11 protein-coding genes and 1 pseudogene are annotated in these 11432 nt (G+C 68.0%); 7 read left to right on the forward strand and 5 right to left on the reverse strand.

Features of this window, described 5'->3' with window-relative positions; translation table 11 throughout:
• Window positions 1-7 precede the first annotated feature (7 nt).
• The gene (locus ACSQ89_RS10335) at window positions 8-913 is read right to left on the reverse strand and encodes an AEC family transporter (protein ID WP_093102526.1); all 906 of its coding nucleotides are present in this window, start codon (window positions 911-913) and stop codon (window positions 8-10) included.
• A gap of 105 nt (window positions 914-1018) precedes the next feature.
• Between ACSQ89_RS10335 and ACSQ89_RS10340 the strand changes: the two genes are divergently transcribed.
• The 3 genes from ACSQ89_RS10340 (at window position 1019) to ACSQ89_RS10350 (ending at window position 4019) form a co-directional block, all read left to right on the forward strand.
• On the forward strand, window positions 1019-1993 hold the full coding sequence (locus ACSQ89_RS10340) for a tripartite tricarboxylate transporter substrate binding protein BugE (protein WP_093102528.1): 975 nt from the start codon (window positions 1019-1021) through the stop codon (window positions 1991-1993).
• Between the two features lie 68 nt (window positions 1994-2061).
• A complete protein-coding gene (gene xerD, locus ACSQ89_RS10345; RefSeq protein WP_093102530.1) occupies window positions 2062-2964 on the forward strand; it encodes a site-specific tyrosine recombinase XerD in 903 nt (300 codons plus the stop codon).
• Window positions 2965-3083: 119 nt separating this feature from the next.
• A complete protein-coding gene (locus ACSQ89_RS10350) occupies window positions 3084-4019 on the forward strand; it encodes a Bug family tripartite tricarboxylate transporter substrate binding protein (protein WP_244503710.1) in 936 nt (311 codons plus the stop codon).
• A 42-nt stretch (window positions 4020-4061) separates the two neighbouring features.
• On the opposite strand, the gene ACSQ89_RS10355 is transcribed toward ACSQ89_RS10350, so the two are convergent.
• The 3 genes and pseudogenes from ACSQ89_RS10355 to ACSQ89_RS10365 form a co-directional block, all read right to left on the reverse strand.
• A complete protein-coding gene (locus ACSQ89_RS10355) occupies window positions 4062-5039 on the reverse strand; it encodes a Bug family tripartite tricarboxylate transporter substrate binding protein (RefSeq protein WP_436290598.1) in 978 nt (325 codons plus the stop codon).
• 47 nt (window positions 5040-5086) lie between these two features.
• Window positions 5087-6225 (reverse strand): annotated as a pseudogene (locus tag ACSQ89_RS10360) (CMD domain-containing protein).
• The gene (locus ACSQ89_RS10365; protein WP_436290597.1) at window positions 6222-7682 is read right to left on the reverse strand and encodes an FAD/NAD(P)-binding protein; all 1461 of its coding nucleotides are present in this window, start codon (window positions 7680-7682) and stop codon (window positions 6222-6224) included. The pseudogene ACSQ89_RS10360 and the gene ACSQ89_RS10365 overlap by 4 nt, the downstream one beginning before the upstream one ends.
• Before the next feature lie 80 nt (window positions 7683-7762).
• Here ACSQ89_RS10365 and ACSQ89_RS10370 point away from each other — a divergent pair, with 80 nt between their 5' ends.
• The 3 genes from ACSQ89_RS10370 (at window position 7763) to ACSQ89_RS10380 (ending at window position 10057) form a co-directional block, all read left to right on the forward strand.
• On the forward strand, window positions 7763-8341 hold the full coding sequence (locus tag ACSQ89_RS10370) for a TetR/AcrR family transcriptional regulator (RefSeq protein ID WP_436290596.1): 579 nt from the start codon (window positions 7763-7765) through the stop codon (window positions 8339-8341).
• Between the two features lie 86 nt (window positions 8342-8427).
• On the forward strand, window positions 8428-9561 hold the full coding sequence (locus ACSQ89_RS10375; protein WP_436290595.1) for a thiolase family protein: 1134 nt from the start codon (window positions 8428-8430) through the stop codon (window positions 9559-9561).
• Between the two features lie 43 nt (window positions 9562-9604).
• Complete coding sequence (locus ACSQ89_RS10380; protein ID WP_436290594.1) at window positions 9605-10057, forward strand: MaoC family dehydratase; 453 nt, start codon at window positions 9605-9607, stop codon at window positions 10055-10057.
• Here the strand turns inward: ACSQ89_RS10380 and ACSQ89_RS10385 are convergent.
• On the reverse strand, window positions 10054-10857 hold the full coding sequence (locus tag ACSQ89_RS10385; protein ID WP_436290593.1) for a ferritin-like domain-containing protein: 804 nt from the start codon (window positions 10855-10857) through the stop codon (window positions 10054-10056). The genes ACSQ89_RS10380 and ACSQ89_RS10385 overlap by 4 nt on opposite strands.
• A gap of 38 nt (window positions 10858-10895) precedes the next feature.
• Between ACSQ89_RS10385 and ACSQ89_RS10390 the strand changes: the two genes are divergently transcribed.
• Window positions 10896-11420, forward strand: a complete 525-nt coding sequence (locus ACSQ89_RS10390; protein WP_093102543.1) for a gamma carbonic anhydrase family protein — start codon at window positions 10896-10898, stop codon at window positions 11418-11420.
• Window positions 11421-11432: the final 12 nt, after the last annotated feature.

Consider the following 11432-nt stretch of genomic DNA (forward strand, 5'->3'; position numbering starts at 1 on the left):
TGACGGTTCAGCGCGAGAGTGCCAGGGCGAAGGGCAGGCTTGCCACACCGAGCAGCGTCGACAGCGTCACGAGGCCCGCCACGTAGGCGCCGTTGTAGCCCATGCGCGCGGCCAGCACGTAGGCGCTCGACGCAGTCGGCACCGCGGAAAAAGTCATCAGCACCGCGGCCTGCGCGCCGCCGAGCTGCAGTGCGCCGGCCAGGCCCCAGGCGATCAGCGGCAGCACGAGATGCCGGATCGAAAGCACCGACACCGCCAGCACCTTGCCGCGCGCGAGCGTCGCGAACTGCATGCCGGCGCCGGCCGCCATCAGGCCGAGCGCGAGCGATGCGGCACCGATGCGCGTGAGCGTCGGCTCGAGCCAGTTCGGCACGCTGAAGCCGAGCAGGTTGGCGACCAGGCCGCTGAGCGTCGCGATGATCAGCGGGTTGCGGATCAGCTGCCGCGCCAGGCCGGTCTGCGCATGCCGCGCCATCGGCCACACGGCGGCGATGTTGAAGAGCGGCACGCACACGCCGATCAGCACCGCGATCATCAGGAGCCCCGCGGGGCCCGCCATGCGGTCGGCCAGCGCGAGGCAGATGAAGGAGTTGAAGCGGAAGGCGACCTGCGCGCTGGCCGCGTGATCGCTGCGGTCGATGTGCGTGCCGATACCGGGCAGGAAGGGCAGCATGTAGGCGAGCGCGATGCCGGCCAGCCCGACGCCGACGCCGGCCGTCAGCAAGTGCGAGGTGGCGCCGAAGTCGAGCGGGCTGCGCACGATCGAGTGGAACAGCAGCACCGGAAAAAGAAAGTAGTAGACCAGGCTCTCGACCTGGTCCCAGACGCGGCGGTCCAGCGGGGTGTAGCGGCAGAGCAGCCAGCCGCAGGCGATGAGGGAGAAGTCGGGGAAGAGCAGTTGGGCATAGTTCACCGGTCGAGGATAAACGGCCGATTCCCATGGGTTATCCGCGAACTGGGGTGGTCACAGACCCGTTAGCATCCTGGCTTCGCTTTTTCGACCTCCAGGAGCTCTTCAATGCAACGTCGTCAATGGAATGCACTCGCCGGCGCCGCCGCGCTGGCGCTGATCGCCGGCCCCAGCTGGGCGCAGGGCTACCCCAACAAGCCCATCGAGCTGCAAGTACCCTTTGCGCCGGGCGGCACCACCGACATCGTGGCGCGCGTGATCTCCGAGCCGCTGGGCAAGGCGCTGGGCCAGAGCGTGGTGGTGATCAACAAGGCGGGCGGCGGCGGCATCGTCGGCGCGGCGGAGACCGCGCGGGTCGCGCCGGACGGCTACAAGCTCGGCGTGGCAACCGTGTCGAGCACGGCCGCCAACCCGGCGATCAACCCCAAGGTGCCCTACGACCCGATCAACGACTTCACGCCGATCATCAACATCGCGGCGACGCCGAACATCATCGCGGTGCACCCGAGCTTCCCGGCCAAGAACTACGCCGAGTTCGTGGCCGAGATCAAGAAGAATCCGGGCAAGTATTCGTACGCCTCCTCGGGCACCGGCGGCATCGGCCATCTGCTGATGGAGCTCTACAAGAACCTGACCAGCACCTTCATCACCCACATTCCCTACCGCGGCGCTGGTCCGGCGCTGAACGACGTGGTGGCCGGCCAGGTCCCGATCATGTTCGACAACATCCCGTCGGCGCTGCCCTTCATCAAGTCCGGCAAGCTGGTGCCGATCGTGGTCTCGGCGCCGCAGCGGCTGAAGGACCTGCCCAACGTGCCGACCTTCAAGGAAGTCGGGCTCGAGCCGGTCAACCGCATGGCGTACTACGGCATCCTCGGGCCCAAGGGCCTGCCGAAGGAAGTGGTCGACAAGATCAACGCCGGCGTGAAGAAGTCGCTCGAAGACCCGGCGGTGCGCAAGCGCATCGAGGACACCGGCTCGCTGATCGTGGGCAACACGCCGGAGCAGTTCGCCGCGCAGATCAAGGCCGAATACGAGGTCTACAAGCAGGTGGTCGCCAAGCAGAAGCTCACGCTCGACTAGGCCGACTTTCCTCGATCCAGAGCCGCCCGCGCCCCGGGCGGCTTTTTTCTTTTGCTATCTTGCACGGCATGACCGCGGCCATCGACACGCCCGAAATCGACGACTTCATCGACGCGCTGTGGCTCGAGGACGGCCTGTCGAAGAACACGCTGGCGGCCTACCGGCGCGACCTCGCGCTGTTCGCGCAGTGGCTCCAGGCCCAGCGCGGCAGCGCGCTGGACGCCGCGCGCGAAAGCGACCTGCAGGCCTACATGGGCGCGAAGCTCTCCGACAAGGGCAAGGCCACGTCGGCCAACCGCCGGCTCACGGTGTTCAAGCGCTATTTCCGCTGGGCCCTGCGCGAGCAGCGCATCGCCGCCGATCCGAGCCTGCGGCTGGCGCCGGCCAGGCAGATGCCGCGCGCGATCAAGACCCTGTCGGAAAAGCAGGTCGACGACCTGCTCGCGGCGCCCGAGGTCGACACGCCGCTCGGCCTGCGCGACCGCGCCATGCTCGAACTGATGTACGCGAGCGGACTGCGCGTGAGCGAGCTGGTTTCGCTCAAGGTGTTCGAGCTGAGCCTCAACGACGGCGTGCTGCGCGTGCTCGGCAAGGGCAGCAAGGAGCGGCTGGTGCCCTTCGGCGGCGAGGCGCGGCGATGGATCGAGCGCTATCTGCACGAGTCGCGCCCCGCCATCCTGGACGGGCAGCAGACCGCCGACCTGTTCGTCACCGCGCGCGGCGCGGGCATGACGCGCGTGATGTTCTGGATCATCGTCAAGAAGCACGCGCTGGCGGCCGGCATCCACGTGCCGCTGTCGCCGCACACGCTGCGCCATGCCTTCGCCACGCACCTGCTCAACCACGGCGCCGACTTGCGCGCGGTGCAGTTGCTGCTCGGCCATGCGGACATCTCGACCACCACGATCTACACCCACGTCGCGCGCGAGCGTCTCAAGCAGCTCCACGCGCAGCATCATCCGCGCGGCTGAGGTGCAGGGATTTGCTGCATATCGGAATGCCCTGACGCTCAGCGACATGATTGCGGCGGCATCAAAATGAATGCTCGCAAGGAGACGCAGCAATGAGTTGCAGGAAAGCATGGGCCGCCATGGTTCTCTTCGCGGCGGCTTCGGTGGCGCAGGCGCAGGCCGTGCCGAAGACCATCCGCATGGTCGTCGCCTATCCGACCGGCGGCGTCAGCGACATCGTCGCCCGCGCGCTGGCCGACAAGCTCGGCGCGCAGCTGGGCAGCACCGTGGTGGTCGAGAACAAGGCAGGCGCCAGCGGCACGATCGGCATGGACGCGGTTGCCAAGGCGGCACCGGACGGCGCGACGCTGGGCTTCTCGGCCATCAGCCCGCTGGTGCTGAATCCGCATCTGGGCAAGTCGCCCTTTGATCCGCAGAAGGACATCGCACCGGTGGCGAGCGTCATGTACTCGCCGGTGCTGCTGCTGGCCACGGAAGCGACCGGCACCCGCAACTTCCGCACCCTGATCGACGATGCGCGCGCCCGGCCCGGCGCGGTGCGCTGGGCCACTTCGGGCCTGGCCTCGCTCGGCCACATCGTGCTCGAGGAATTGCGTGCGACCGCGAAGGTGGACATCACCCATGTGCCCTACAAGGGCGGGGCGCAGCAGATGAACGATGCGCTGGGCGCGCAGTTCGAGATTCTTTCGATCAATGCCGGGCCCGCCGTCGCACCGCACATCCGTTCCGGCAAGCTGCGCCCGCTGGCCGTGGGGGCGCCGGCGCGGCTCGAAAGCCTTCCGAAGGTGCCGACGCTGGGCGAGCTGGGCTATCCGGAGGCCAACCTCACCTCGTTGTTCGGCGTGTTCGCCCCGGCCGCCACGCCACCGATCCTGATCGCCAAGTACAACGCGGAGATCAACAAGGCGCTCGCCAGCCCCGAGCTGCGCGCCAAGTTGACGGCCACCGACAACGTGCCGACCGGTGGCGGTGCCGAGGCCTTTGCCGACGAGATCGCGGCCGAATACGAGAACAATGCGCGCATCGTGAAGGCGGCCGGTATCAAGGTGGACTGAGACGACCTTTGCCGGCACGCGAGCCGGGCCTGCGTCCCGGGCTCATTCGGTCTTGATGCCGCCTTGGCGGATCACGCGCTCCCAGCGCTGGAAGTCGTCTGTCACCACGCGGTCCAGTTCCTTCGGCCCCCCACAGGCGGGAACGGCCCCCAGGCCCTTGAAGCGTTCCTGTGTCTCCGGGAGCAGGCAGACGGCCGTCATCTCGCTGGCCAGCTTGTCGATCAGCGCGGCCGGGGTCTTGGCCGGCGCCAGAAGCCCGACCCAGACCGGCACCTCCAGCCCTTGAACGCCGGTGGCCTCCGCCATCGTCGGCGCTCCATGCATGGCACTCATGCGTGCTTTCGTGAAGGTGGCCAGAACGCGTGCCTTCTTGTCTTCCACCATCGGGTCGATCGAAGAGGTGCTGGTCACGATGGCCGCCACCTGTCCACCCAGCAGGTCGGTGATGGCGGGACTGCCGCCGCGGTAGGGTACATGGAGAAGCTTCACGCCCATGGACTGCGCGAACAGCTCGCCGGTCAGATGCGAGACCGAGCCGTTGCCGCTCGATCCGAAGCTGACCTCGCCGGGATGGGCCTTGGCATCGCGAACCAGGTCGGCCACGCTGGTGTAGGGGCTCTGCGCGCGCACCGACAACGTCATCGGCGTATCGGCCACCAACGCGACCGAAACGAGGTCGCGCCGGGGGTCATAGGGCAGCTTGGCATTGAGGTGCGGCGCGATCGAGATGGCACCGCCGGTGGCGAGCAGCACCGTGCTGCCATCGGGCGTGGCCTTGGCAACGGTGTCGGCGCCGATCACGCCGCCGGCACCGGCCTTGTTGTCCACGACGACCGGATAGCCCAGCCGTTCGGCAAGCTTGGTGCTCAGGTAGCGGGCCATCGCGTCCTGTGCGCCGCCGGCTGCAAACGGCACGACGATGCGCATCGTCCTGGCACCGGGGGCGGTCTGCGCCTGGGCCGAAACGCATGCCAGCGCCACCACCGCGGCGACGACACCAGGAACAAGACGAAGCTTCATCGGGCACTCCAGGGAAGGGGAAGAAAAATGAATGGGCCGGGCCGGCGTCAGGGCGCGACGGGTTGTTGCTGCGGGAACACCGGTTCGCCCAGGTTCAGCATCAAGCGGTTGGCCCACGCGAAGATGGCGACCGAGTGAATCAGGTCCAGGATCTCCGTCTCGTCGAGGCCGGCGTCTTTCAGTGCGCGGATGCTGTCGGCCGACACCTGATCGGGCGCAGCGGTCAAGGCGATGGAGAAGCGCGCGATCGCCTGCTCGCGCGGTGTGGTGCCGGCCGTGTGCGGGTCGTCGAAGACCTGCGTGATCACGTCGTTGCGCTTGGCCAGCTGCTCGAAGCGTTGCGCATGCACCGATGCACAGTAGACGCAGCCGTTGATGCGCGACACCACCGTGGCGCCGAGCTCGCGTTCAGCGCGCGACATGCCGCCGGGCGCGTACATGATGGCGTTGAACGCGGTCGAGCGTTGACGCAGGATTTCAGGCTGGTGCACCAGAAAGAGGTAGTAGTCGGAGACCTTGGCCTTGGGATGGCTTTCTTCCAGTACCGCGATCTGCTTGGGCGTGGCCTGGTCCAGCGTCACGACGTCGAGCCAGGCGCTCCAGCCCAGCGTTTCGTTGGTGAAGCCGTGCGATCGGATGATGCCGTTGCTCATGCGCCGGCCTCCAGGCTCTTCATCGCCTTCAGACCTGCCGCCAGCCGCGTCTGGTACGAGAGGAACGCGATCAGTTGCGACAGGGCCACCACGGCCGGCGTGGCTACGCCGGCGGCCGGCAGCGCCTGCACGGCCACACGGTCGCCTTCGACCGGACGCTCGATCAGCGTACGGGTGAACGTGAGCAGTGCTTGCAGGCGCGCATCGCCTGCGCCTTGGGCCGTGCCGCCTGCCACCGCCTCGATCAGCCCGGCTTGGGTGCCTTCGGCCTGCAGCCGCTCGCGGTAATGCGCGGCCAGTTCGGGGGCCGGCGTCAGGCGGCATGCATACAACGCCACCAGCAAACGCTCGCGCAGCGAGAGGCCCGGCAGCGCAGGGTCGAACAGCGCGTCGTAGCTGCCCTGGGTCGCGGCCGCCACCTTGTCGCGCTGGTGGCGCAGCGCATGGGTGGCGCTGCCTTGCACTGCGGCGTCGAGGCCGACGATGCGGTCGACCAGGTCCTCGGCCGGGTTGTAGGAGGTGGATGAGCTCATGTGCGTTGTCCTTCTTCGATGGCGGGGGAATCGGCCGGCGTCCATTCGTTGCCCAGCAGCTCGGGCTCGTCGTAGGCTTGCAGGCGGGTGTAGTGCATCTCGATGTCTTCGCGGTAGAGCAGGCTGGCAATGCCTTGCGCCAGCCGCTTCGCGCCATCGCTGATGGCGGGGATGTCGCCGGAGACGGTGCCATGCGTCAGCGCGGCGGGGTAGCAGAAGCAGTGCACGCGCGAGAGGCCGGGGCAGGTGCCCGGCCGCCTTTCCTGCAGCTCGAACGCGGCGCCCAGGTCGGGCGAATCCGCGAGTTCGGCGTCTTCTTCGCCGGCCGGCGGGGTGTAGCGGTCTTTCCATGCGCGGATGTGCGGCGCCAGCGCTGCAAACTCGGGCCGCGCATGCCAATCGATGCGGAAACCGGTCGACAGGATCAGGAAGTCCAGCGTGAACAGGCCCTTGGAGGTGTACGCCTTCAACAGCCCGTCGGTCCACTGCACATCGAGAATCGCGCAGCCGAGGTTGAAGCGCGCATTCGGATGTTGCGACACGCGCAAGGTGCTGCCCTGCGGCGGCGGGGTCTGCTGCACGTTGATGTAGTGGCGGATGCGCCATTTCCATGCGTCGGGCAGGTCCAGAAAGCCGTGCGTCATGCCGGCGTTGCCCGCGCCCTTGCCCTTGTTGACGCGCGGGATGTCGGGGCGGCGGATCAGCAGGTCCACGCTGGCCGCGCCGGCTTCCAGCGCGGTTGCCGCGCTGTCCATTGCCGAGGCACCGGCGCCGATCACGCCGACCCGCATGCCGGCCAGCGTTCGGTAGTCCATGGCATCGGACGAATGGGCCCAGCGTTCGGGCGGCAGGAGGCGTGCGAAGGCCGGGACCCAGGCGCCGCCCAGGCCGTCGCGGCCGGTGGCCAGCACCACGCGCCGGGCCAGGACCGTGCCGCGCCCGTCGGGCGATTCGATGTCCAGGGCCACCAGACCATCGGCGCGCGGCAGCACGGCGTGAACGCGGTGCTGGTTGCGGACGTCCAGTTCCAGTACGCGGCGGTACCAGCGCAGGTAATCCATCCATTGCAGGCGGGGGATCTTGTCGAGCGCCTCCCAGGCAGGCAGGTCGAACTGGGCCTCGAACCAGGCGCGGAAAGTCAACGACGGCAAGCCCAGCGCCGGGCCGGTCAGTTGCTTGGGCGAGCGCAGCGTCTCCATTCGTGCCGTGGTCGCCCACGGGCCTTCGAAGCCTTCGGGGGACTGGTCGAAGATCGGCGCCTTGATGCCCAGTTGCAGGAGCGCCGCAGAGGCCGCCATGCCTGCCATGCCGCCGCCGATGATCGCTACCGGCAGCACATCGCTGCCCTGGTGCGGAAGGGCGATCACCCAATCCTTGGACGGCAGATCCAGCCAGGCCAGGTCCTGGCGCACGCGTGCTTCCAGAGCGGCCAAGCCGGGAGTGAGGGGTTGTGTCATGAAGGAATCTTAGAGGGGATGAATTTCGCAATGAGGGGCATGCGCTTGTCTTTCGAAATTGCCTACCTTATAGTAGGTAGATGAATGCGACTTCGACCGACTTGGCCGGCGCCTCCACGCGGGAGCAGATCCTGCGCGTGGCGCGCGAGCTGATCCAGACGCGCTCCTATCTGGGCTTCAGCTTCCAGGACGTGGCCAACGCGATCGGCATCCGCAAGCCCAGCCTGTATCACCACTTCCCGACCAAGGAAGCGCTCGGCATCGAGGTGCTGCGCGAAGCCATGCAGGCTTTCAAGGACTGGACGGTCGCCAAGGAGCGCTCGCCGCAGGCCGCGCTGGATGCCTACTTCCGCATGTACCGCAACGGCCTGCATGCCGGCGAGGGCGTTTGCCCCGCGGGGGCGCTCGCGCCCGGCTGGGATTGCATCAACGACGAGCTGCGGCAGGCGGTGCGCGACTTGCGCAGCGCGCAGGTGCTTTGGCTCACCGGCGTGCTCGGGGCGCTGGCCTCGGGCCGCAAGCCGTCGGCACCGGTCGGCGAGTTGGCCGCCTATGTATTTGCGGTCTGCCAGGGCGCGCTGCTGGCCGCGCGCATGACCGGCCGCGTGGACGATTTCGATGAAAGCATTGCCCAGTTGAAGCGCTCGCTCGCGAGCTGACACCGTTGTCGAGGCACGTTCAAGCGTGCCTTATTTTTGTCTCGAAGGGCTACCGATTGGTAGGTAGTTATGCAAAGGAGAAACCCATGAAAGCCGTCATCGCCGGGTACGCCCGTTCCCCCTTCCATTTCGCCAGGAAGGGCGCCCTGGCCGAGGTGCGGCCCGACACGCTGGCCGCAGAAGTGGTCAAGGGCCTGTTGCGGCGCACCGACCTCGACCCCTCGCTGCTCGAAGACATCATCCTCGGCTGCGCCTATCCGGAAGCCGCGCAGGGCAACAACCTGGCGCGCATCGTCGGGCTGCTCGCCGGGCTGCCGCACGAGGTCGGTGGCATGACGGTCAACCGCTTCTGCGGCTCCTCGATGCAGGCGGTGCACATCGCGGCGGCGCAGATCGAGTCCGGCATGGGCGACGCCTTCCTGTGCGTGGGCGTGGAGTCGATGACGATGGTGCCGCAGGGCGGCTTCAACTTCTCGCCCAGCCCCGAGCTGAAGGCGAACACCGATGCCTACATCTCGATGGGCGAAACGGCCGAGAACGTGGCCGAGCGCTGGCATGTGAGCCGGGCCGACCAGGAGGCGCTGGCCGTGCAGTCGCACCGGAAGGCGGCCGCCGCGCGCGATGAGGGGCGGCTCGCCGGCGAGATCGTTCCGATCGCCGCAGTTTCGGGTGAATTGATCAGCGCCGACGGCTGCATCCGTCCGGCCACCTCGCTCGAAGCGCTGGCCGGACTGAAGCCGGCGTTCCGGTCCGACGGCGTGGTCACGGCCGGCACCTCCTCGCCGCTCACCGATGGCGCGGCCGCGGTGCTGGTCGTGAGCGATGCCTTCGCCGCCAGGCACGGGCTGCAGGCGCTGGCGCGCATCAAGTCCTTTGCCACGGTCGGCGTCGACCCGGCCGTGATGGGCATCGGCCCGATCCCGGCCACGCGCAAGGCACTGGCACGTGCCGGCCTCACGGTGGCTGATCTCGACGTGGTCGAGATCAACGAGGCTTTCTCTTCGCAGGCGCTGGCCTGCATCCGCGAGCTGGGATTGAACCCAGCCACCGTCAACCTCGATGGCGGCGGGCTCGCGATCGGCCATCCGCTGGGCGCCACCGGTGCGCGCATCACGGGCAAGGCGGCTTCGCTGCTGGTGCGCGAGAAGGGCCGCTATGCGCTGGCCACGCAGTGCATCGGCGGCGGGCAGGGCATCGCCACGGTGCTCGAGCGCGTTTGAGCACCGCGTGACAAGATTCCCCGCCCACACCCGAGGAGCCTCCATGGCCGGAACCCTGTACCTGGAAGACCTGTCGCCGGGCGCTCGCTTCACGAGCGGCGAACAGGCGCTGGACGCGGCGCAGATCGTCGATTTCGCGCAGCGCTTCGATCCGCAACCCTTCCACCTGGATGTGGAGGCAGCGAAAAGCACCTTCTTCCAGGGCCTCGCGGCCAGCGGCTGGCACACGGCCTCGATCACGATGCGGCTCTTGGTTCAAAGCGGTCTGCCGCTGGCCGACGGCATCATCGGTTCGGGCGGCGAGATCCAGTGGCCCAAGCCGACCCGTCCGGGCAACGTGCTGCATGTCGAGAGCGAGGTGCTGGAAGTGATCCCCTCGCGCTCGCGGCCCGAGCGCGGCATGGTGGTGGTGCGCAGCGAGACGCTCAACCAGCATGGCGATGTTTGCCAGCGGCTCACGACCAAGCTGGTGGTGTCGCGGCGGCCTGCCGGCTAGTCCTGCTGCAGGTTCTGTAGTTCCTCGTCGGTAAACCCGGCCCGCGCGCGGGCCTCGAGGTTGAAGGGCGCTCGCAGGCGCGGCGCCTCGTGGCGCCGATACAGCACGCGGTAGTGCGCGATCGGATCGAAGCCTTCGCGCTCGCACAACCAGCGGTACCAGCGGTTGCCGATGGCCACGTGGCCGACCTCGTCGCGCAGGATGATGTCGAGGATCTCGCAGGCCCTGAGCGCATCGGGCGTGTTCACGCGCCGGAGCTTGGCCTGGATCAGCGGTGTCGCATCCAGCCCGCGCGCCTCCAGAGTGCGCGGCACCAGCGCCATGCGCGCGAGCACATCGTCCTTGGTCTTCTCGCACATGCTCCACAGGCCGTCATGGCCGGTGAAGTCGCCATAGCTGCAGCCCATGCCGCGCAGATGCTCGTGAAGCAGCGTGAAGTGCTGCGCCTCCTCGTCGGCCACGCGCAGCCAGTCGCGGTAGTAGGCCTCGGGCATGCCGTCGAAGCGCCAGGTGGCGTCGAGCGCGAGATTGATCGCGTTGAACTCGATGTGGCAGATCGAATGGACCAGCGCCGCGCGGCCCTCGGGCGTGAAGGGCGAGCGCTTCTCGACCGCGGTGGCGGCCACGCGCAGCGGGCGATCGGGGCGGCCCGGGACGCCGGCCTCGTCGCCGGCTGCGCGGACGGGCTCCGGCGCCATCGGATGCAGCGCGGCCTGCGCCGCCGTGGCGCGCGTCGCCGCGACCTTGCGGTCGGGATCTGTCAGGCGCAGCGCGGCCAGGGCGCCGAGGCGGGGGTGCATCCCTACAATTCTAGTTTTCCCCCTTCAGGAGCACGGCGATGGCCCTCTACGAAATCGACGGCGTGGCGCCGCAGCTTGGACCGGGCGCCTATGTCGCAGACAGCGCACAGGTCATCGGCCGTGTCGTCATGGGCGAGAACGCGAGCATCTGGTTCGGCGTGGTGGCGCGTGGCGACAGCGACACCCTGACCATCGGCCGCAACAGCAACATCCAGGACCTTTCGATGCTGCATGCCGATGCCGGCGTGCCGCTGACCATCGGCGAGAACGTGACGGTGGGCCATCAGGTCGTGCTCCACGGCTGCACCGTGGGCGACAACTCGCTGATCGGTATCGGGGCAGTGGTCTTGAATAACGCCAGGATCGGCCGCAACTCGATCGTTGGCGCCGGTAGCGTCGTGACCGAAGGCAAGGAGTTTCCCGACAACTCGCTGATCATCGGCTCGCCGGCCAAGGTGGTGCGCACGCTCGACGATGCCGCCGCCGCCCGTCTTCGGCAGAATGCCGACCACTATGTGAAAAACGCCCGTCGCTTCGCGAAGGGCCTGAAGAAGATCGGCTGAAGAAGCCGCTCG

Source organism: Variovorax sp. LjRoot175 (genome assembly GCF_964253805.1).
GTDB lineage: Bacteria > Pseudomonadota > Gammaproteobacteria > Burkholderiales > Burkholderiaceae_C > Variovorax.

Excerpts from the sequence above, each read along its gene's own strand:
- ACSQ89_RS10380 (WP_436290594.1), top strand. The coding sequence starts at position 9,605 with ATGGCCGGAACCCTGTACCTGGAAGACCTGTCGCCGGGCGCTCGCTTC.
- ACSQ89_RS10340 (WP_093102528.1), top strand. The coding sequence starts at position 1,019 with ATGCAACGTCGTCAATGGAATGCACTCGCCGGCGCCGCCGCGCTGGCG.
- ACSQ89_RS10375 (WP_436290595.1), top strand. The coding sequence starts at position 8,428 with ATGAAAGCCGTCATCGCCGGGTACGCCCGTTCCCCCTTCCATTTCGCC.
- ACSQ89_RS10370 (WP_436290596.1), top strand. The coding sequence starts at position 7,763 with ATGAATGCGACTTCGACCGACTTGGCCGGCGCCTCCACGCGGGAGCAG.
- ACSQ89_RS10365 (WP_436290597.1), bottom strand. The coding sequence starts at position 7,682 with ATGACACAACCCCTCACTCCCGGCTTGGCCGCTCTGGAAGCACGCGTG.
- ACSQ89_RS10350 (WP_244503710.1), top strand. The coding sequence starts at position 3,084 with ATGGTTCTCTTCGCGGCGGCTTCGGTGGCGCAGGCGCAGGCCGTGCCG.
- xerD (WP_093102530.1), top strand. The coding sequence starts at position 2,062 with ATGACCGCGGCCATCGACACGCCCGAAATCGACGACTTCATCGACGCG.
- ACSQ89_RS10355 (WP_436290598.1), bottom strand. The coding sequence starts at position 5,039 with ATGAAGCTTCGTCTTGTTCCTGGTGTCGTCGCCGCGGTGGTGGCGCTG.
- ACSQ89_RS10390 (WP_093102543.1), top strand. The coding sequence starts at position 10,896 with ATGGCCCTCTACGAAATCGACGGCGTGGCGCCGCAGCTTGGACCGGGC.
- ACSQ89_RS10385 (WP_436290593.1), bottom strand. The coding sequence starts at position 10,857 with ATGCACCCCCGCCTCGGCGCCCTGGCCGCGCTGCGCCTGACAGATCCC.